This window comes from Deltaproteobacteria bacterium (assembly GCA_020845895.1).
Lineage (GTDB): Bacteria > Lernaellota > Lernaellaia > JACKCT01 > JACKCT01 > JADLEX01.
Genome location: JADLEX010000023.1, coordinates 80,680 through 100,728 on the forward strand (window position 1 = coordinate 80,680; position 20,049 = coordinate 100,728).

A 20,049-nucleotide genomic window follows, 5' to 3' on the forward strand; every position below is an offset into this window, starting at 1 on the left:
GGCGCTTGGGCGCATGTTAGAAGAATCGCCGTTTTGGGGAAAGGCACGAACACGGCATGAAACGGGTGCTGGCGGCCCTGAGGGGCTTCATCGCGAGCCTCGACTGGAAACAGACGGCCCTGTACGCCGTCGTTTTCGTGTTCGTATTTTTCGCCGTCATCTACCTGTCGTTTCCCTTCGACACGATCAAGGCGACGCTGGTGACCGAGCTCGAGGCGCGCACCGGCGCCAAGGTCGAGGTCGCGCGGCTGCGTCCCCTGCGCATGAGCGGCGTGCAGGCCGAGGGCGTGCGCCTGATGAAACCGAGCGACAACACCCAGGTGCTGGCCGAAATCGACCTGATGCGTTTTCGGGTCCATATCGCGCCGCTCTTTCGCCGGCGCACCGTCGTCGATTTCGACCTCGAGGCTTACGGCGGCGGACTCTCGGGTGTGATCGAGGGCCGCACCGGCAAGCGATTCGCGGTGGCGGTGAATTTTCTGAACCTCGATCTGAACCGCTACAACTTCGCCAAGCTGATCGAGGACTACGGGCAGATGAACCTGTTCGGCAAGCTCTCGGGCAGCCTGAACCTCTTTTTCGACGGCGTGCAGAAGCGCAACAGCCAGGGCGCGGTGGACCTGAAATTCGAGGGGATGAAGATCGCCGACGCGACGATCATGACCAAGACGCTGCCCGAGATCAATTTTGAACCCTCGGCGGTGAAGATGGATTTTAAGCGCAGCGCGTTTTCGATCTCGCAGTGGGACATGAACGGCGACAACCTGTCGATCAACATGACCGGCCGTGTGACGGTGAACGACAACCTGCGCAACAGCCGCATCAGCTTCACGCTCAAGGCCAAGCCGTCCGAGACGCTGCTCGACCAGTTCGCCGAACTCGCCATGATGAAAGCGCCGGATTCGCAGGGCTGGTACACGCTGCGCATCAACGGCCCGTTCTCCAAACCGAATATCAATTTCCGATAGCGCTCGCCCGGGCCGCGGCGTCGTCGGCCTTGACCTGCCCCGGCCGCGCAAGTAGGTTTCGCGCATGATGAATCGGACCGTTCGCGCCGTTGCCGTCGTTTTCGTTGTCGCCTTCGCGGCGGCGTGCGCGCCGAAGTTCGAAAACATGTCGGCGTCCGAAATCTACGACTACGGCTCGAATCGTTTCGAAAAGCGCGACTACTCCGAGTCGATCGAGGCGTTCGAGAAGCTCATCGAGCTCTACCCGTTCAGCACCTACGTCACGCGGGCCGAACTCGCCATCGCCGACGCCTACTTCGCGCGCAAGCGGTGGCCCGAAGCCGCGGTGGCCTACAAGGATTTCGCCGAGCGGCATCCCACCAACGAGGCCGCGCCGCGGGCGATCCACCGCGAAGGCGCGTCGCACGACGAACAGCGCCTCGCCCTCGACCGCGATCAGGAAGAGACGCTCGCCGCGGAACAAACGCTCGCGCGGGTGGTGACGCAGTACCCCGACTACGCCGACATCGCCGATGCGCGGGCGCGGCTGCTGAAGGTGCGCGAGGATCTGGCGGGGCGCGAGCGCTACATCGCGAGGTTCTACTGGCGCGAGAAGGAGTACTACGCCTCGGTCATGCGCTGGCAGCGGATCGTGCGCGATTTCTCCGACACGAAGTTCCTGCCCGAGGCGCTGTATTTCTCGGCGTTGTGCTACCGAAAGCTCGAGGAGCCCGAGCAGGCCGAACGGCACGAAAAAATGCTCGCGGCCAAGTTCCCCGATCACAAGCTCTCGCAAAAACTCGCGGGCGAGGCCGCGCCCACGTCTGGCCCCGCGCCCGACTCGGTTTCGCCGTGACGCGCGCGCGCGCGGTCGTCCTCGTCGCATTCGCCGCGTTCGCCGCGGTCATCGCGACCGGGTGCGGCGCGCATCCCGAATTGCTGGTCGAAAAAACGCTCGAAGCCCGGCAAAAGGCGCTCGCGTCACTCGATGTCGAGGGCTACGTCGCGCTCTTCCATCCCCAGTACCGCTACAAGCCCGACTCCACGCAGACCATCCGGTCGCAAACCGAGCAGCGGTTCACCAAGTACCGGACGATTCAGCTCTACACCACCAATCGGCGCGTCACGTTCGAGCAGGACGGCGAGATCGCGAGCGTGGTGCAGGAATTCACGTTGCAGGCCGAAATGCTGGACGGCCAGATCGTGCGCCACGCCGACACCGAATACTTCAAGCTCAAGCGCCACCGCCGCTGGGGCCTCTTCACCGAGTATCTGTTCTACGAGGGCCTGAGCGTGTGACGTGGCGGCCGGAGCGAAAGTCGCGCGGGCAAACACCATGGACACCCTGACTCCACTGGAGCGAAGTGAAAGAATGTCGCGGGTCAAATCCCGCGACACCAAACCGGAAAAAGCCGTTAGGAGTCTCCTCCATTCGCTGGGTTACCGTTATCGGCTCCAGGGAAAGGACCTGCCGGGTCGTCCCGATCTCCTGTTCCGTTCACGGCGAAAGGTCGTTTTCGTACACGGATGTTTCTGGCACCGCCACAGGGGATGCGCACTGGCCCGCCTGCCGAAAAGCCGCTTGAATTTCTGGTTGCCCAAGCTCGAGTCGAATGCAATGCGAGACCGGACTGCGCAGTCGCGCCTGAGAAAGATGGGGTGGAATTATTTGGTCGTCTGGGAGTGCCAAATAGGGGATCGAGAGAAACTCTCGAAGCGGCTGATTGAGTTCCTCTCTTAAGCTGGCTCCCCATCCGACGCACGATTCACCCCGAGAAAACTCTGCAGACGTCGTTGAGCGTCCGTCTCGGACCTTGTTCTACGTAGACCGCGAGCCCAAGGCCGCCCCGGGTGAAGTGCGTCCCACCACGAAATTTCGCCCTCGCCACGTCTAATGCCCGGTGTATGGTTGCCAAACCCGTCGATGCATTGATTCCAGACTGGCCTGAAGTGTTCGATGAGAAACCTCTCGGCCATCGTGATCCACAGAGGTGTCACGACCAGAAACCGACATCGGAAATGTGCGATGTCCAGGTTCTCCGCCGCGTTGATCGACGCTACGTGCTCCCCGATTCGCTTGAACAGCGCTTTTCCGTCGAAGTTCTTCGAATTGCCCTTGCGTGATCCCGCCGGAACGGCTTTCCCCGCGTAGATGGGAGTGCTTGCATCCGCGGATCGCAGTGTACGATACGGCCCGAAATCTCCGTCGTAGAACAGAGCGTATACGCCTGATCCGACAAAGGGCTCCATGAGCGGAAGGTCGAATGGGCCCCGAGTCAGGAGTTCCCGAACCAGGGTCCACGTCAGGTTCTCGTAGTCGAGGGGGTTATATTCCCGAAAGTCTCTCGCCTCAGGCACGGGATCCCTCCAGATTCCGCGCGACGCCCGCCGCCACGACGCGCGCAAGCTCAACGGGAACAGCGTTCCCGAGTTGCCGCATCGACTCGGACCAAGCCCCGACGAATTCCCACTCGTCGGGAAAAGTCTGAATGCGTGCCGCTTCTCGTACCGAGAAATAGCGCAAGTCCCCATTCGGGAACGCGATCATGTTCTCGCCTCCCGGGACTCCATGAACACCCGCCTTCAGAGTCTTTGCTGGCAGATCGAGCGGGCTTCCTGTGTGACCCTGATAAACGCGTGCTCCCGGCTGAAACACGTGGTTCGGGATGCACATCGCCGCGCGTGGACTGCGAGGATCTGGAAGACCGACAAGGCCGTCCCTTACTGTCCGCCACGGCTCCCGACCCGCAGGCAATCGTATGCTGGTTTCCCGTGGAGCACACCCGAATTCCTCGGGCGGCGAAACGGCGTGACGCTCCCAATACTCCCCCGTGACGTATTGCGTATAGGCAAGTGCGTCATCGGAGTGGGAAGCTTCCGGGAAGCACCATTCGATGCCGGTGTCACCCCTGAATCCAACGATAAAAATGCGTTCGCGCTTCTGAGGAACGCCGTGATCCGCCGCGTTCAGAACTCGAAACACGAGATTGTATCGAGGCTCAAACGGCTTTCCCGAGGTCTGGGCTTTTTCCAATCGAGCTAGATGGTCGACAGGGGTCTCGTTCTGCCTTCGAGCCAAGGTGGGCAGCGACAGTTGCAACAATGCATATTGGAAATAGGTGGCGAACGACTTGCGAAGTAGCCCGCGAACGTTCTCTAGGATGAAGGCGCGCGGCCGCAGCACGCGCACGGCCCGAATGAACTCGGGGATCATGTCGCGTTGATCCTCGGGCCCGCGGTGCCTTCCGCCTATGCTGAAAGGCTGGCAAGGAGGACCACCGGCCACCACATCGACGTCGCCGAACTTCTCGAACGACACGTCCTGAATCGGTGACGCGACGACATTCCAATCGCCGACGCCTTTGATGGTCCCGCGCTCAGCGTTTCGCTCGATGGTCCGGCAAGCATCGCGATTGTAGTCGATTAAGGCGACGTGTCGAAACCCCGCGAAGTGCAGACCCAACGCCAATCCGCCAGCACCGGTGAAGAGTTCGAGCGATCGAAGGCCGGGGGTTCTCGAGACTTTGGTTTTCGTGCGTTCGGCCATTGCATCCACCGCGAGTTACTCGTATGTCCCCCTTTTACGTAATTCCCACGCCGCTATCAATCCGACGAAGCTCGAAATCGCGTTTGAGAAAGGGTAAGGCGAAATTCGGGGAGCCGGTGCGTGTGACGTGGTGGCCTGAGCGTGTGACGATCGCGCCGACGCGACGCGCATCCTTGACGCATGGGCGGGCGCGCCGCTAGCATGAGCGAGCCTTCAATTCCGAACCGTCGGCGCGGACTTTGGATCGCGCCGCGAGCATACGGGTGTGGCTTCGATGGGTAAGGTCATCGCGATCGCATCGCAAAAGGGCGGCGTCGGCAAGACGACGACGACGATCAACATCGCCGCGTCGCTGGCGACGATGCGCCAGCGCACGCTCGTCATCGACCTGGACGAACAGAACGCGGTGGGCTTCGGCCTCGGTCTGTCCCGCGCGCAGATGATGAGCGGCATCTACGATGTCTTCATGGGCCGGGCGCGGCTGCGCGACATCATCCATCCAACGTCCGTCCCCACGCTCAAGGTCATCCCCTACGGCAAGGGCACGCTGACCGACGAGTTCGAAAAGTTCGTGCGCCAGAAGGGCAGCGCGCCGCTGCTGAAGAAGTACATCGCCGCCGTGCGCAACAGTTGCGATTTCATCCTGATCGACTGCCCGCCGGGCATGGGCGACCTGACGATCTACGCCCTGTCGGCCGCGGATTCGGTGCTCGTGCCGATGCAGCCCGAGCCGCTTTCGCTCAAGACCCTGACGCAGATCCTCAAGATCATCCGCAAGGTGCGCCGCAGCGTGAACCCCGATCTCATCATCGAGGGCTTGCTGCTCACGATGTACGACGAGAACTACCGTATCAGCCGCGAAGTCGCGCGTCAGGTGTGGGCGAGCTTCCCCGAGGAGGTCGTGTTCCGCAACGTCATCCCGCGCAGCGAGGAGTTCTCCGCGTCGTTCGCCGTCGGCAAGCCCATCATCATGCAGGACCCCGACGCCGAAATCGCCCAGGCCTATCTGCGTCTTGCGAAAGAGATCATGAAAAAAGCGCAGGAAGAAGCCGCGGGCAAGAAGCCCACGCCGTCCGAGGGCGGAGCCGACGCGCTGTACTGAGCGAAGTCGCCGCGGGAACCCCGCCGGTTAATCCCGTCACTGTCCGACTGTCATCCTCAACGCTCTTCACTTGTCATCCCGACCGGCCTGTCATCCTGAGCGAAGCGAAGGATCTTGTCCCGACTCACGCTAGACCCTTCGCTTCGCTCAGGGTGACACGCATTCCGGGCAGACCCTTCGCTTCGCTCAGGGTGACACGCATTCCAGGCAGACCCTTCGCTTCGCTCAGGGTGACAGGTTGTGCGCAGTGACCGGGGTTTCGCTGCGACCGGGGTTTCGCGGCGACAGGTTGGGCAACCGAATTCTCGCTTCGGTCTCTCAACGCAAAAAAAGAAAAACCCCTTTCGGGGTTTTACGTTGATCTGCAGTCGATGGGGACGGGCGGGGAGGGCCCCCGCGCCGTCATGTCAGCGTGATGGTCTCTTCTCCGATCTCCTGCCGCCCTTGAAACAGCAGCCGGCCCTTGAACTTGCCGGTTTTGGGATCCTGTTCATGGATCGAAACCACCATGCCCTTGTGAAAAGGTCTCTCGTGATAGTCCAAAACGATCACCAGGTTCTTCTCGTCGAGACTGCCCCGCAGCAGGGCGGTGCCGCGGTAGGTGATCGTGTCGAAAGTGACCGTGTAGGAGGCGCGGCGCGTGTGGCGATCGCTGCTGATCAGGATCGTTCCGGTGCCGTAATAAACGCGACCGTCCGGCGTTGTCCCCTGAATGTTGAAAGGGAACGTGGTGAATTGCGCGAAGCTTTCCACCGGCGACGGGGCCAGTCGCAGATCGGTACGGCGCGCGGCCGCGGGCGATGCCGCTGCCGCCGCGCGCTCCGTCCCGGCGCTTCCGACGCGTTCACGGTCATCCGCGGCCAAAGAACTGGTGATGGCCGGCTTCTTGGCCGCGGGACTGACAGGAGCCGGCGAAAGAGGTGACGCCTTGGATTCGTCTTTTTTCGGCGCCGCCTTTTTGGCAGGCGCCTTCTTTGCCGGGGCCTTTTTGGCAGCCGGTTTGGCGGCGGCCTTCTTGGCGGCCGGCTTCTTCGCCGCCGGCTTCTTGGCCGCGGGCTTCTTCGCGGCGGGCTTCTTGGCCGCGGGCTTCTTCGCCGCGACTTTCTTGGCGGCCGGCTTCTTCACAGCGGCCTTCTTGGCGGCCGGCTTCTTCGCAGCGGCCTTCTTCGGAGCAGCTTTCTTCACCTCAGCCATTTCGAACCTCCTTGCAGGGATCAGGGTTGAACGCGCAGACTGCCTGGAGCGGGGGTCGAACCCGCACAACCTTTCGGTTACGGGATTTTAAGTCCCGCGCGTCTGCCAATTCCGCCATCCAGGCGCGGACGGTTTCCAATGCCGCCCACGCCCAACCTTGGACTCGCTCACTGACAACGACCCGACTTCGTGTTCGCCGACGCATGCGCGACGCGTCGCGTTCCTATGCCGTGTCGCTGATTTCGATGTCCTCGTTCGCGGCGCTTCCGATGACGCCGCTCGGTTGAGTTCCCGGTACCGCCTGTCTGTATCCGTCGATTCGCTCCGTCGCGCTTCGCGCGACACGTCCGCGAATGTCGTCCCGAGATTTCGACCGCGTCGCGATGGGGGACATCGATGCGCGCGTCGTGGCGGGTGGCGTGAAACGGCGATGCGTTTTCGGCTCGCCCCCGTGAAATTCAGGTCGATGCAATCTGGTGTTCAGCCGACCGTGCAGGTTCTGGCTACGCATCCGATTCAGGGCATCTCCTTATCGACGCACCCTACAACCTACTACATCTTGTGTCAAATGTTTTTTTTCGGTCGAGCCCTAGTTTGTCCTTTTTTTTCGCCCGGATAGCCTCCGAGCCCGCTCGCCGCCCGAAAATCGCTCGCGTGAAAGACGCGCGTGTCATGACGGAACCCACGTCATGACGGATGCGCCGTCATGACATTCGCGGCGCGAATCGTCATGGTACGTTTGCGCGCGGCGCGCGTTCCTTGACGCTCCGATGCGCCCCGATATAATCGCGGCGCTTCAGTGACAGGCCCGTCAATTGGGCGTGCCGTGAATTTTCGGAGAACATCGTCATGGCCATCGGCAAGCGACAATGGACGCGCACTCACATGTGCGGAGCGCTGCGCGCGCAGCACGCGGACGCGGATGTCGTACTCTTCGGATGGGTCGCGCGTCGGCGCGATCTCGGTCAGATCATCTTCGTCGATCTGCGCGACCGCGAGGGCATCGTGCAGGTCGTCATCGATCCCGCTTCGGTCGGCGACGAGCTGATGGAACAGGCGAAGACCCTGCGCGGCGAGTTCGTCGTCTCCATCCGCGGGCGCGTGCGCACCCGCCCCGAAGGCACGCGCAACGACGGCATCGAGACCGGCGACGTCGAAGTCTCCGCGACCGATTTCGAAATCCTCAACGAGGCCGCCGTGCCGCCCTTCGTGATCGTCGACGACGTGGACGCGAGCGAGGACCTGCGTCTGCGTTATCGCTATCTCGACCTGCGACGCACGCGGTTGCAGCGAATGCTGATGCTGCGCCACCAGGTGGCTCGCCTCGCGCGAAACCATCTGTCCGACGCGGGATTCCTCGAGATTGAGACGCCCGTATTGACCAAGAGCACCCCCGAAGGCGCGCGCGATTACCTCGTTCCCTCGCGGGTGAGCCCCGGGTCGTTCTACGCCCTGCCGCAGAGCCCTCAGCTCTTCAAGCAGCTCCTCATGGTCGCGGGCTACGACCGCTACTTCCAGATCGTGAAGTGCTTCCGCGACGAGGACCTGCGCGCCGACCGGCAGCCCGAGTTCACGCAGATCGACATCGAGACAAGCTTTCTGTCGCGCGACGACCTGTTCGTCCACATCGAAGGGATGATGGCGGCGATCTTCCGCGAGGTGAAGGGCGTGGAGCTGCCGTTGCCCTTCGAACGCATGTCCTACCGCGAGGCGATGGACCGATTCGGATCGGATAAACCCGACCGGCGCTTCGGGCTGGAACTCCGCGACCTGACGGCGGACTTCGCGAATTCCGAGTTCCGCGTGTTCCGCGGCGTCCTCGACGCGGGCGGCACGATCCGCGGCATCTGCGCCCCGGTGGGGTCGTACTCGCGCAAGCAGATGGACGATCTCGCCGCGCACGTGCAGGTCTTCGGCGCGCAGGGGCTCTTCTGGGGCAAGCTCGATGGCGGCGCGTGGACCGGCGGCTCCTCGAAGTTCCTCTCCGAGGCCGAGGGCCGCGCCATGATCGAGACCTTGGGCGCCAAGGACGGCGACGCGTTCCTGATCGTCGCCGGCAAGCCCAAGGTCGCCTTCGACGCCCTCGGCGCGCTGCGGCTGAAACTCGGCCGTGACCTGAACCTGATCGACGACGCGAAAAACGACCTGTTCTGGGTGGTCGACTTCCCGCTGCTCGAGTGGAGCGAGGAGGACGGCCGCTTCTACGCGATGCACCATCCCTTCACCAGCCCACGCGACGAGGACATCGCGCTGATGGAGACGGACCCCGGCAAGGTGCTCGCGAACGCTTACGACCTCGTGTGGAACGGTTGTGAGTTGGGCGGCGGATCGATCCGAATCCACCGCCGCGATGTGCAGGCGCTCATGTTCAAGACGCTCGGCATTGGCGAAGAGGAGGCGCGCGAGAAGTTCGGCTTCCTGCTCGACGCCCTCGCCTTCGGCACGCCGCCCCACGGCGGCCTCGCGTTCGGCTTCGACCGGCTCATCATGCTGCTCGCGGGCACGACGAACATCCGCGATGTCATTGCGTTTCCCAAGACCGCGCGCGCGTCGTGCCTCATGACGGCCTCGCCGTCGGTCGTGCCCAACAGCGCCCTCGAGGACCTGGGCATCCGCGTCCTGCGAACCACCTGAGGAGTCGACGATGGCGCCCCATGTTTATATCCGCGACATCGCCGCCCATCTGGGCGAGGAGATCGAGCTGCGCGGCTGGCTCTACAACAAGCGCTCCAGCGGCAAGCTCCACTTCCTGCAGGTGCGCGACGGCACGCAGACGATCCAGTGCGTGATGTTCAAGGGCAACTTCGACGAGGAGACCTTCCTCGCCGCCGATCGCCTGCCGCAGGAATCGTCGCTCGTCGTCACCGGCAAGGTGAAAGAAGACACGCGCTCGCAGCTCGGCTTCGAGCTCGATGTCACCGGCTTTCGCGTTGTGCACGCCTGCGCCGAGGAATACCCGATCTCCAAGAAGGAGCACGGCGTCGACTTCCTGATGAACAACCGCCACTTGTGGCTGCGTTCGAAGCGCCAGCACGCGATCGTGCGCATCCGCCACCAGATCATCAAGGCGGTGCGCGACTATTTCGACGACAACGGCTTCACGCTGGTGGACGCGCCGATCCTGACCAACAACGCCTGCGAGGGCACGACGACGCTGTTCGCCACCGACTACTTCGGCGAGCCGGCGTATCTGTCGCAGTCGGGGCAGCTCTACAACGAGCCGACCTGCCAAGCCTTCGGCAAGGTCTATTGCTTCGGACCGACGTTCCGCGCCGAAAAGAGCAAGACGCGCCGTCACCTGACCGAATTCTGGATGGTCGAGCCCGAGGTCGCCTACATGGACCTCGACGGCGACATGGACCTCGCCGAGGACTTCCTCGTCTTCGTTGTCGGGCGCGTACTGGAGCGGTGCGAGGCGGATCTGGCCGCGGTCGAGCGCGATCTCGAACCCCTGCGCCGGGTGCAAAAGCCCTTTCCGCGCATCAGCTATGACGAAGCCGCTGAAATCATCCTACGCTCGCAAGCCGAATACGAGGTGCCCTTTTCTATCGGCGACGATCTGGGCGCCGAACACGAGACCGTGCTGTCGAAGAACTTCGACCGCCCCGTGATGGTCCACCGCTACCCGACGGCCGTTAAAGCGTTCTACATGAAAAACGACCCCGCGCGGCTCGAGCGCGCGCTGTGCGTGGACGTGATCGCGCCCGAGGGCTACGGCGAGATCGTCGGCGGCGGCCAGCGCGAGGACGACTACGACACGCTCGTCGCCAAGATCGACGCGCACGGCCTGCCGCGCGAGGCGTTTGCGTGGTACCTCGACGTGCGCAAGTTCGGATCGATCCCCCACGCGGGATTCGGGCTCGGCATCGAACGCACCGTGTCGTGGATTTGCGGACTTCATCACGTGCGCGAGACGATTCCGTTCCCGCGCCTGATGGGGCGTCTGTCGCCCTGATCGGAAGGGCACGATGGCCCAAACGGACATCGATGCGGGCGGGGCCGCACCCGAACCGCCGCGAAAGCGTCGAAATCGACTCCTTTATATATGTGTATTGATTCTGCTGCTCGGCGCGACCGCCCGGGTTTGCACGCGCCCGATGCGCGGGCCGCTGCGCGGGCCGGAATACGCGCACAAACTCGTCTTCGCGCCGACCCCTTACACGCACGACCTGCCCGGTCGACTGGACGTATACGCGACCAACTGGGAGATCCCCGGCGCGCGCGTCGAGAACAAGCCGCCCTATCGCAGCGTGATTCTCGATCGCGAACGCAACCTGATCGTCTACACGCCGGACGCGATCGACGTCGCCAAGGCCGACGCGCCGCTCATCCTGCTCTTTCACGGCTATCTCGACACGCCGGTCCATATGCTCGCGACCACGCTCAAGCCCCTCGCCGATGCGATGGCGGCGGGCGTGTTCCCGCCCTCGGTGATCGCGATTCCCGACGTGTCGATCGGAGGCACGGGCGCGGATGATCCCGTGACGCCGCTCGATGAGCGTCTCGGCCACTGGGGCGTCGACTCGAACCTCGGCCGGTTTTCCGACGATCTTCTCGGCGGCGTGATTCCCTTTGTGCGCGAGCACTACCCCGTGCGCACCGACGCCGGGGGCACGGTGCTCATGGGCTACTCGGTCGGCGGCTATATCGCGGTGTCTCTCGCGCTTCGGCAGCCCCGGCTGGCGTACACCGTCGTCGCCATCTCGCCGGCGCTCGACACGCGCTACGCCATCGACGGCGATCGGCTCGCGCCGTACGACGAGGCCCATTACCGGCCGATCGAAGACGACCGCCCCGATCGCGTGATCCTGCGCGCGGGGCGCATCGGGCGCTTCACGGACCGCTGGGCGTTCTGGCCGGTCTTCGACAGCGACAAATCCCCGGGGCCGGTGTGGAACGAGGACCGGCCGGTGTGGGAGCGCCTGCGCGAAACGAATCCGCCCGACCTGCTCTCGCCGGGCGGGCTCGATCTGTCCGGGCGCGCGTTCTACATCGTCGCCGGCGACAAGGACGTCTACTTCTTCCAGCACCACATCCCGCGCTTCGCCGCCCGCGCGCGGCAGCTCGGCGCGACGGTCGAGCCCGCGGACCCGGTTCGCGCCGGCGCGCACTCGCTGATGTTCGTCTCGCGTCAGATCCCGGACGCCGCGAAGTTCCTCGGCGCGCAACTCGCTCCGAAACGCTGACGCCCGCACAGGGTTCGAAACTCAAACCGCGCACGACGTTCGCACGTCCCGTATTCGGCAGCCGATCATCGTCGCGTGTTTATAACCGTATAACCGTTTATACGGGTATATCCGCACGAACAGTACTTGAGCCGCATGGTGGTAAAGCGGGGATGCAGAGGCGCGCGTGGCTTTCGTTTGACGTCCGGCGTCTGCCGCATCGTCATGCCTCGCCGACGGACTCTCGGTACTCGGCGAAGAGGGATGGGCACAGCTCCTTCATGCGTTTCCGGATTTCGCGGCGTCGCGCGACCTCGGGCTCATCGCGAACGGAGAGAAGCAATCGGAAAAACTCCAACCCGGGCCGGCCTTCGGCGTCGAGATCGGGATCGCCGGGGAGTTTCTCTACGCCCCAGGGGTTTGGCCTGGGCAGTTCGAAGAAGCCCGCGACGACGCCGACGGGCGCGATCCAGTCCCGCCAGTCACCGACAATGTCGTCCGGCATTTGCTCGCGACGCGCGAGACGGATGATGTCTACGTTCGCGATGCGCGCAGTATCCACATCTGTGGGATCTGTCAGGAATGCGGCCAGATAACACGCTCCCGCCCGCTCGCCGTCCCCGCCGAGATGAATCGCGTCGCCCAGATGCGCCAGAATTCGCACCCTGTCGGGGTCGGTGCGCGGCGTCGCATCAAGCGTCGCGCGAAGCGACTGCGCGGCCTGCTTCGCGTCGCCGCCGTCGAGCCAGTGAAGTCCGGCCGGCGTTCCGTCAATCCGGCATCCTTCTCCGAAGCGTACCTCGGCGTCGCGGGCCACGCGGCGATGCCAAGCCTTCTTCAGATCATTCCTCGCGACGTATTCGCCGAGCGCGAGCAGGGCACGAAAGTCGTCGGCGGTTTCCGAGCGCAGACGGGCAAGACGCTCGGCGAGCGCGGTCGCGGCGACGAGCCGGGCGCGCATGTCTTCATCGCGGGGATACGTTTCCAGATGGAGGGGTAGTTCCCGAACGGCGTCGTCGAGACGGAATTCGTCGAGCGCGTCCTCGGCGAGCCGGCGACGTTGCACCGCGCCCGAAAACAGATCGAGTTGTCCCTGCTCGCCGGCCGCCACGCGCTCCCCCGACATTCGGACGATCCTGAATCCGTGAGGAGTTGTTCGCACGACTGCGCGGCCGAGGCAACGGTCGCGCGCGAAATCCGGCGTCCTCCTCGAATCAATTCTCCAAACTGAACCGCACGGGCTGGAAGAACCAGACCTCGCTGCCGGTGTCGGGCGCGGCGTAGACCCAGCGGCGCACGGCGGCCATGGCGGCGTCGCCGAAGCCCATTTCGGGCGGGTCCTCGCTGATGACCTTCAACTCCCTGACGCGACCGTTCTCGTCGATCAACACGCGCAGCACCACGCGCCCTTCGCGGCCCGACTCGCGGGCCATCGGCGGATAGTTCGGCGCGTCACTGCTGCGCAGTCGCGGCGGCGACGCCACCTTCACGGCGGGCTTCTTCTCGGCCACCGGCGCGAGCGTCTTGACCTTCGCGGGATCGGTGAAGGTCTGTTCCTGCTCGGCCATGAGCGTGTTGCCCACGCGCACGGCGAAGCTCGAATCCTCGGCGACGGAATCCTTCGTCACGCCGAAGACCTCCTTCACCGGCTCCGCGGCCTTCGACGGCTCCTCCACCTTCGGCGCGGGCTCCGGCTCGGGGGCCTTGGGTTTCGGCTTCGGCTTCTCCGGCTCGGGCATCGGCGGGGGCGGGGGTGGGGGCGGGGGATCGAACGCGACGTGATACGAGACCGCCTTCGGTTTCGGCGGCGACATCTCGGAGAGCCCGGCGCTGACCCCGACGTGGAAGAGCACGGAAACGACGATCGTCGCGATCACGAATCGCGAACGACGCGGCGGATCGGGTTCAATGTACATGGCTCACCTCTTTGGCCGGCCCGCGATGACGGACCGGGCCGGTCATTCGTAGTGCCACGACAGGCCGAGGCCGATCTCGCGGCCCTTGAACGTGCGCTCGGTGATCTCGTCGCCCTGCGTCCTGCGGACTTCCAGATCGATCAGATTCTTCGCCTTCAGGCTGACCTTGAATCCCCACGGGATCTTCTGGGACGCCACGAAGTCGAGCTGGTGCACGGGCTCTTCCATGATGTCGGGGGCGTTGAACGCGCCGACCTCGACGATGCGCGGGCCGAAGACGTTGTAGAGCAGCGTGGCGCTCGTACCCCAGTCGAGCTGGTCGTAGCCGAGCGTGGCGTTCACCACCCAGGGCGACTGCCCTTGCAGCGCGCGTTCCTTTTCGGTGGAAAGCCCCGAGTCGTCGCCGAGTTCCACCTGCGACTGGATCCACGCGTAATTGCCCATGAGGTAGAGGTCGCGCAGTTCGGGCATGGCGAAGGCGAAGTCCTTGCGGAAGTCGATCTCGACGCCGTAGTTCGTCGCGCCGTCGGCGTTCTCGTACGTGACCGACTGCTGCGCGCTGGGCACGACGATCGACTCGATGGGCTTCTTGAAACTCTTGTGGAACAGGCCGAGCGACACGGCCTCGCCCGAGGCGAAATACCATTCCCAACGGATGTCGGAGTTGTCGATCAGCGTGCGTTCCAGATCGGGGTTGCCGAATAATTCGCGCCCGCCGGTGACATCATTGTATGTTGCAGGTGACATTTCGCGAAAATCCGGCCTGGATAGTGTGCGTCCATACGCTGCGCGCAGGATCATGTCGGGCCGGACCGACCACGCGACGTTGGCCGCGGGCAACACGTCGGTGGTGTCGAGATCGGCAACGACGGGCTCCTGGTCGGGGTTGAACAGCTCGAAGGTCTCGACCGCCTGCTTCGACTGCTCGTATCGCGCGCCGCCCACGATGCGGACCTCGTCCACAACGACGGGCAGATCCGCCATCGCGTACACCCCCAGGAGATCCTGGTCCGCCTCGTAGTTGTCCGTCTGGCGCGTGACTTCCTCGAACTGGAACCCGTCGCTGCCGATATTCGCGGAGGTGAAGATGTCCTCGAGATCCCGTCGAAGCACGTTCGGATCGCCCGACGCCGGGCCCTTGTGCTGGTACTTGAAGCGCCGCGTGCCCACGTCGCGCACGCGATCGACCAGCGTCGCGCCGGTCTTCACGCTCGCATCGAGCGCGTTCCACACGCGAAACGGGGCTTTCAGATCGACGCCGATGTCCTGCAACTCGTCGCCCAGGTCCGAAAAGATCCGCTGGTTTCCCTCGGGGCGGTCGGAGAGCAGCCACGTGGAACTTTGCGTGTCGAAGTCGTAGCGCGCCTCGCGGCGGTCGGGCTCGTCGCGCGTCGCCTTGGCGTAGTTGAAACGCCAGTCGAGCTCAACATCCCACAGCGGCCGGATGACGTGTTCGCCCGCGACCTGCTGATAGAACATCTGGCGCTCGATCCACGCGATGCGCGAAACCTCGATGTCGGTGGCGACGTCGCGGTTGCGCCCTTCGTACACGCGCGTTTCGTCGTCCGTGATCCGCAGCAGCATCGTTGTCGATTTGATCGTGTGGTCGGGCGTGATCTCGAGCCCGAGCCCGAGGATGCCGCCGAGGTTGACGCTGTGCTCGAGCGTCTCGAAATTGTACTGGTGTTGGAGTTCCAGTTCGTCGCCGGCGCCGACGATGTAGTAGCTCTTCTCGGTCTTCGCGAGATCCCGGCTGTTGTCGTACGAGACGCCGAGCATGCCGCCGAGCGGAATGCCGAAAGGGCGCACGCGGTGGCCGACGAAGACCGACGCGCCGGTGTCCATCGGCACGTCCTCGCGGCGCAGTTCCCATACGTTGGGCATGTCCTCGCCGAACTGTTCGAGCTCGTCGGCCGTGTAGCCCCGATCCGAAAAGCGGTCGCGTTCCAGCAGCGGCTGATCGGCCGAGGCGTCGTCGATGTTGCCGGGCAGTTGTCGGTCGCCGTCGTCGATACCGAGCCAGTCGGTGGAGCCGCCCTCGTACATCAGGCCGCGCTCGCCGGTTGTCCCCGCGTGCCAGTTGCCCGACACGCCGGCGTCCGCGACGAAGCCGTCGGGCAACCCGCGCGTTTCGAGCAGAACCGCGCCACCGCCGAACTCGCCGGGCAGGTCGGGCGAATACGTCTTTTGGATCATCACGCCGCGCAGCATGCCGGCGGGAAAGATGTCGAGCGGCACCACGCGGCGCTCGGGTTCGGGGCTCGGCAGGATCGATCCGTTCAGCATCGTCGCCGAATAACGCTCACCCATGCCGCGCACGTAAATGAACTGGTCGTCCACGAGGGTCAGGCCCGTGACGCGCTTGAGCGCCGAGGCCGTGCTCGAATCGCCCGACTTGGCGATCTGTTCCGAGCCGATGACGTCGGCCACCGCGTCGGCGTTCTTGCGTTCGTCGAGCATCGACGCCACGGAGCCTTCCTTGTGTTTTTCCGTGACGACATATTCGTCGGCGGCGAGGTCCGCGTCCGACGAAATCTCGATCGACACGCTCGCCGTCATTCCGGCCTCGACGGTGACCGATCGCGTCGCGCCGTTCGGAAAATCGGCGTGCGTGACGAGGAGCGTGTAGGAACCGGGAGGCAGTTCGATCGCAAACGCGCCTTCCTCGTCCGTGACCACCTGCGCCGCGCCGTCCTTCACCGCGATGCGCGCGCCGTCGACGGGAATGCCGTCGTCCTTGCGCACAAGGCGTCCCTCGACGCGGCCGTTGGCCGTTTGCGACCATGCCGTATCGGCGAGCACACAAAGCGCCGCGGCGACCGCCAGCACGCACCAGCCGATTCGACCGGCAAATTTCTTTTCACTCATCACTGCCGTGCGCTCCATGTCCTGTCCCCTTCGTTTTGCCACGCAACATCCCGCGTGCTGTCACATGCCGATTGCGAAAAGGCGCGGCGGGGGTTGCCCGCCGCGCCCGAATGTTCCGCTCACGAAGCGGGGTAAGCCGTCCAGCTCGTCCAGTCCTCGGTGCCCATGCCGCCGATGAAGTCCACGGCGTCGAAGAAGGAGTCCGAAGGCGCAACGCCCGCGCCGAGCGCCGGGCTCGAACCCGACGGAGTGAAGTCGGGGCTCGATGTGTTGAACGCGTCGGAGAGCATCGGATCGTCGGTCGTGTTGCCGTCGTTGAGGGTGTTCACGAAGTCCGCGACGGTGAAGTCGGGGTCCGCGGCCTCGGCGGGTTCCACGGCGACGGTGTCGCAGTGCAGGATCGAGTTGGCGAGCGTCAGCTCGCCCGACAGGTCGGCGCCGTCCGCCGCGACGTTGAAGGTCTCGTCGTGCTCGATCTGGATGCAGCCCTCGGCGAAGCCGTCGATGAGGATGTTCGAGAAGTTGCCGGCCGTACCCTCGCGGATCAGCATGCCGAGGTCGGAGAACTCGCCGCCGGGCACGCCGATGATCGTTACGTTGGAGATCGTCGGGTGCGAGCGCGGGGTGGCGGTGTTGTCCTCGCCGTTGTTGTCGCCCTCGAAGCCGTTGTCGCCGCCGTCCGCGTACTGCTGGAGCACCGCGAACTGCACCTTGCCCGTCCAGCCGTCGGTCCAGTCGATCATGTCATCGGCCACGCCCGTCACGATGATGTGCTTGGCGTTCACCGTGCCGCCGAAGAACTCGACGCCGTCGTCCTTGTTCATGTGAACGTGGACGTAATCGACCTCGGTGCCGCTGCCGACGCCCTGGAAGGCGATGCCGTTGAGCTCGTTGTCCGGGCTGATGATGTTGCCCGCGAATTCGACGCGCACGTACTTGAGCACGCCGCTGCTGTCGCCCGCGTCGGTGCCGCCGTACTTGCCCGTGCCGCCTTCGCCGATCGACTCGCAGAATTCCGTCGTGTCCTCGACGAGGCAGTTGTTGATCGGCGCGCGGCCGTTGATGATGATACCGCCCCAGTCGCCGCGGGCGCGCTCGCCGTCGACCTTCGACGACGAAAACACGATCGGGTCGTCCGCGGTCCCCTCGGCCATGATCTTCGAGCCGCGCGTGACGACGAGAAGGCCGTTCGTGGACGACTCGCCGTAGATGCGCGTGCCGGGTTCGATCGTCAGCACCGTTTCATTCGTGTCGTCGCCGATGAACACACCGCCCGAAAGCAGGTATTCGTTTTCGGCCTTCATCGTGTAGTCCTCGCCGATGACGCCGGTGAGGATGCACAGGTTGTTCTCGCACTCGACGCCTTCGACATCGTCATCGTCGTCGTCATCATCGTCGTCGTCACCGCCGCCGCCCGAATCGTCGTCATCGTCGTCGTCGCCGACGCATCCCGCCGCCGCGCCCATCGCCAGCAGCGCCATCACGAGCGCCCAGATTGTCCAAATGCCTCGATTCATCGTCCCTCGCCTCCGTCTTGGTGATTTCGTTCCTGTCCGGTTGCCGCCCCGCGTCCATTGCGGGTGAGCCTTTTCCGGTCGTGGTCAGCATTGAGCGGGGCGGAGTGGACTCGATCGAAATGGCATCATGATGACGAAACCGCAAATTCGATGTTCCATATCGAGAAATCGCGCAGCGAAACCACGGTTTTTGACGACGAAATCGTGAAAACGATGCGGCGATTACGTGAACTGGCGCTCTCCCGTCCCCGCTTCCCGACGCTGCCGTTCCAATTTGTAACGTTTCACTTTGTTTCACTGAGAAACACAATGAAACGTATCCGCGTTGGCGATTGAAACGCCAATTCGCTTATCTATATGGAATTTATCGACAATTTCGATCGGCACGGATCTTGAGATACCTCCCGTGTTGTTTTGCGGGGAGATTCAAAGATGATTCGGATTTTTGCCTTTCTCACCTTCTTCACATTGGCGGCGAACGTCGCCTCAGCGGAGTCCCTCACCCTCGACGACGCGCGCGCGAGGGCCGAAAGCGCCCACCCCGATCTGAAGGCCGCGCGGTACGAGCGCGATGCCGCGTTCTGGCAACTCACCGAGGCGGCGGGCCACTACCTGCCCACGGGACGCGTCGAAGAAATCTACCTGCGTTCCAACAATCCGGTGGCGGCGTTCGGAACGGATCTGAACCAGGGCACGTTTTCGTTGATGGACTTCCAGATGTCGGACCCCAACGAGCCCGACATCGCCGAGGACTACATCACGCGCCTGTCGGTCGAGCAGCCGATTTTCGCGGGCGGTCGCATCACCTCGGGCGTCGTGGGCGCGAACCAAATGAAAAAGGCCGCCGAGGCGGGCGTGGACCAGGTCGCGCAAAACGTGCGCTACGAGGTCGAGCGTTCGTATCTGGACGTGCTGCGCGCGACGCGTTTCGTGGATCTGACGAAGCAGGTGGTGAGCACAATGGAGCGCCACCGCCAGACGGCGGGCGACGCCTTCGCGGGCGGGCTCGTGCTCGAAAGCGAGGTGCTGCAGGCCGACGTGTATCTCGCCAAGGCCCGCGTTTCGCTGTTGGAGACCGAAAACAATCGCCGCCTCGCGCTGGCGAAGCTCAACTATCTGATGGGCGAGAATCAGGACGCCGTGTGGGACCTGGCCGAACCGCCATCGGACGCCTGCGAGTTTCCCGAAACCCCCGCGCTGATCGACGTTGCGTGGATCGACCGCGCGGATCTCGCCGCAATGGAGCACCGCGTTCGCGCGGCGAAAGCGGCGAAATTCGGCGCCGCCGGCGCGTTCCTGCCGCAAGTGGGCGTGCGCGGCGAATACGATTTTCACGACGAAGAGGATCTGTTCGGCGATCAGGCCGAGGACTGGACCGTGTACGTCGCGGCGAAGTGGGAACTCTTTTCGGGATTTCGCGACGCGTCGAGGACGGCGAAGGCCGCGGCCGATCAGAAAGTCGCCGAGACGCGGCTGCGGCAGATGCGGGAGGGCATCGCGCTCGAAACGCGCCGCTACGCGCTCGAACTCGAATCGGCGCGACGCAAGCTCGACACCGCCCGCACGGCGGTCACGCAGGCGACGCGGCATCTGGAGATCATGACCAACCGTTATGAGCAGGGTCTCGTGAAGATCGCCGAGGTGCTCGACGCGCAGACGGCGCAGACCGAGGCGCGCACCGGCGAGCTGAACCTGACGTACGACCTCGTCCTCGCGCGTCGCGCGCTGCTGCACGCGGTCGGCGCGACGGACTGCGACGCCCTGTCCTCGAAACCCTCAAACAACTGAATCCA

General features: G+C 64.0%; 16 protein-coding genes, 1 tRNA gene and 1 pseudogene. 10 read left to right on the forward strand and 8 right to left on the reverse strand.

Annotated elements, in window-relative coordinates:
* Positions 1 to 56 precede the first annotated feature (56 nt).
* The 4 genes from gspN to vsr all read left to right on the forward strand — a co-directional run bounded on the left by gspN (position 57) and on the right by vsr (position 2,688).
* Positions 57 to 968, forward strand: coding sequence for a type II secretion system protein GspN (gene gspN, locus IT350_02785; GenBank protein MCC6156951.1), 912 nt, complete (start codon positions 57 to 59; stop codon positions 966 to 968).
* A gap of 64 nt (positions 969 to 1,032) precedes the next feature.
* Complete coding sequence (gene bamD / locus IT350_02790) at positions 1,033 to 1,803, forward strand: outer membrane protein assembly factor BamD (protein ID MCC6156952.1); 771 nt, start codon at positions 1,033 to 1,035, stop codon at positions 1,801 to 1,803.
* Positions 1,800 to 2,246: a nuclear transport factor 2 family protein gene (locus tag IT350_02795; protein MCC6156953.1), complete on the forward strand. Its 447-nt coding sequence runs from the start codon at positions 1,800 to 1,802 to the stop codon at positions 2,244 to 2,246. The genes bamD and IT350_02795 overlap by 4 nt, the downstream gene beginning before the upstream one ends.
* A gap of 37 nt (positions 2,247 to 2,283) precedes the next feature.
* Positions 2,284 to 2,688 (forward strand): DNA mismatch endonuclease Vsr, encoded by a 405-nt coding sequence (gene vsr, locus IT350_02800; protein MCC6156954.1) that lies wholly within the window; start codon positions 2,284 to 2,286, stop codon positions 2,686 to 2,688.
* Here vsr and IT350_02805 read toward each other — a convergent pair.
* Positions 2,685 to 3,305 (reverse strand): Eco29kI family restriction endonuclease, encoded by a 621-nt coding sequence (locus IT350_02805; GenBank protein ID MCC6156955.1) that lies wholly within the window; start codon positions 3,303 to 3,305, stop codon positions 2,685 to 2,687. The genes vsr and IT350_02805 overlap by 4 nt on opposite strands.
* On the reverse strand, positions 3,298 to 4,494 hold the full coding sequence (locus IT350_02810) for a DNA cytosine methyltransferase (protein MCC6156956.1): 1,197 nt from the start codon (positions 4,492 to 4,494) through the stop codon (positions 3,298 to 3,300). The genes IT350_02805 and IT350_02810 overlap by 8 nt, the downstream gene beginning before the upstream one ends.
* A 274-nt stretch (positions 4,495 to 4,768) precedes the next feature.
* Between IT350_02810 and IT350_02815 the strand changes: the two genes are divergently transcribed.
* A complete protein-coding gene (locus tag IT350_02815; protein ID MCC6156957.1) occupies positions 4,769 to 5,596 on the forward strand; it encodes a ParA family protein in 828 nt (275 codons plus the stop codon).
* 954 nt (positions 5,597 to 6,550) lie between these two features.
* On the opposite strand, the pseudogene IT350_02820 reads toward IT350_02815, so the two are convergent.
* Together IT350_02820 and IT350_02825 are read right to left on the reverse strand one after the other, a co-directional pair.
* A pseudogene (locus IT350_02820) lies at positions 6,551 to 6,790 on the reverse strand (hypothetical protein).
* 40 nt (positions 6,791 to 6,830) lie between these two features.
* A tRNA-Leu gene (locus IT350_02825) sits at positions 6,831 to 6,914 on the reverse strand.
* Positions 6,915 to 7,639: 725 nt separating this feature from the next.
* Here IT350_02825 and aspS point away from each other — a divergent pair.
* From aspS to IT350_02840, 3 genes are read left to right on the forward strand one after another with little or no spacing between them, the layout of a single operon-like run.
* On the forward strand, positions 7,640 to 9,424 hold the full coding sequence (aspS, locus tag IT350_02830; GenBank protein MCC6156958.1) for an aspartate--tRNA ligase: 1,785 nt from the start codon (positions 7,640 to 7,642) through the stop codon (positions 9,422 to 9,424).
* 10 nt (positions 9,425 to 9,434) lie between these two features.
* Positions 9,435 to 10,745, forward strand: coding sequence for an asparagine--tRNA ligase (gene asnS / locus IT350_02835; protein ID MCC6156959.1), 1,311 nt, complete (start codon positions 9,435 to 9,437; stop codon positions 10,743 to 10,745).
* A gap of 13 nt (positions 10,746 to 10,758) precedes the next feature.
* The gene (locus IT350_02840) at positions 10,759 to 11,976 is read left to right on the forward strand and encodes a hypothetical protein (protein ID MCC6156960.1); all 1,218 of its coding nucleotides are present in this window, start codon (positions 10,759 to 10,761) and stop codon (positions 11,974 to 11,976) included.
* Between the two features lie 202 nt (positions 11,977 to 12,178).
* Here the strand turns inward: IT350_02840 and IT350_02845 are convergent, their stop codons facing one another.
* The 4 genes from IT350_02845 to IT350_02860 all read right to left on the reverse strand — a co-directional run bounded on the left by IT350_02845 (position 12,179) and on the right by IT350_02860 (position 18,256).
* Complete coding sequence (locus IT350_02845) at positions 12,179 to 13,081, reverse strand: hypothetical protein (GenBank protein ID MCC6156961.1); 903 nt, start codon at positions 13,079 to 13,081, stop codon at positions 12,179 to 12,181.
* 88 nt (positions 13,082 to 13,169) lie between these two features.
* A complete protein-coding gene (locus IT350_02850; protein ID MCC6156962.1) occupies positions 13,170 to 13,871 on the reverse strand; it encodes a TonB family protein in 702 nt (233 codons plus the stop codon).
* Positions 13,872 to 13,913: 42 nt separating this feature from the next.
* Positions 13,914 to 16,781, reverse strand: a complete 2,868-nt coding sequence (locus IT350_02855; protein ID MCC6156963.1) for a TonB-dependent receptor — start codon at positions 16,779 to 16,781, stop codon at positions 13,914 to 13,916.
* A gap of 77 nt (positions 16,782 to 16,858) precedes the next feature.
* Positions 16,859 to 18,256: a hypothetical protein gene (locus IT350_02860; GenBank protein MCC6156964.1), complete on the reverse strand. Its 1,398-nt coding sequence runs from the start codon at positions 18,254 to 18,256 to the stop codon at positions 16,859 to 16,861.
* Between the two features lie 150 nt (positions 18,257 to 18,406).
* Here IT350_02860 and IT350_02865 point away from each other — a divergent pair, with 150 nt between their 5' ends.
* Both IT350_02865 and IT350_02870 read left to right on the forward strand, forming a co-directional pair.
* Positions 18,407 to 18,592, forward strand: a complete 186-nt coding sequence (locus IT350_02865; protein MCC6156965.1) for a hypothetical protein — start codon at positions 18,407 to 18,409, stop codon at positions 18,590 to 18,592.
* A gap of 96 nt (positions 18,593 to 18,688) precedes the next feature.
* Positions 18,689 to 20,044 (forward strand): TolC family protein, encoded by a 1,356-nt coding sequence (locus IT350_02870; GenBank protein MCC6156966.1) that lies wholly within the window; start codon positions 18,689 to 18,691, stop codon positions 20,042 to 20,044.
* Positions 20,045 to 20,049: the final 5 nt, after the last annotated feature.

Bases quoted from the DNA above. Each gene is read 5' to 3' on its own strand.
- IT350_02860 (MCC6156964.1), bottom strand. From the start codon at position 18,256: ATGAATCGAGGCATTTGGACAATCTGGGCGCTCGTGATGGCGCTGCTG.
- gspN (MCC6156951.1), top strand. From the start codon at position 57: ATGAAACGGGTGCTGGCGGCCCTGAGGGGCTTCATCGCGAGCCTCGAC.
- IT350_02810 (MCC6156956.1), bottom strand. From the start codon at position 4,494: ATGGCCGAACGCACGAAAACCAAAGTCTCGAGAACCCCCGGCCTTCGA.
- IT350_02850 (MCC6156962.1), bottom strand. From the start codon at position 13,871: ATGTACATTGAACCCGATCCGCCGCGTCGTTCGCGATTCGTGATCGCG.
- IT350_02865 (MCC6156965.1), top strand. From the start codon at position 18,407: ATGTTCCATATCGAGAAATCGCGCAGCGAAACCACGGTTTTTGACGAC.
- IT350_02845 (MCC6156961.1), bottom strand. From the start codon at position 13,081: ATGTCGGGGGAGCGCGTGGCGGCCGGCGAGCAGGGACAACTCGATCTG.
- IT350_02870 (MCC6156966.1), top strand. From the start codon at position 18,689: ATGATTCGGATTTTTGCCTTTCTCACCTTCTTCACATTGGCGGCGAAC.
- vsr (MCC6156954.1), top strand. From the start codon at position 2,284: ATGGACACCCTGACTCCACTGGAGCGAAGTGAAAGAATGTCGCGGGTC.
- IT350_02815 (MCC6156957.1), top strand. From the start codon at position 4,769: ATGGGTAAGGTCATCGCGATCGCATCGCAAAAGGGCGGCGTCGGCAAG.
- aspS (MCC6156958.1), top strand. From the start codon at position 7,640: ATGGCCATCGGCAAGCGACAATGGACGCGCACTCACATGTGCGGAGCG.
- IT350_02840 (MCC6156960.1), top strand. From the start codon at position 10,759: ATGGCCCAAACGGACATCGATGCGGGCGGGGCCGCACCCGAACCGCCG.
- bamD (MCC6156952.1), top strand. From the start codon at position 1,033: ATGATGAATCGGACCGTTCGCGCCGTTGCCGTCGTTTTCGTTGTCGCC.
- asnS (MCC6156959.1), top strand. From the start codon at position 9,435: ATGGCGCCCCATGTTTATATCCGCGACATCGCCGCCCATCTGGGCGAG.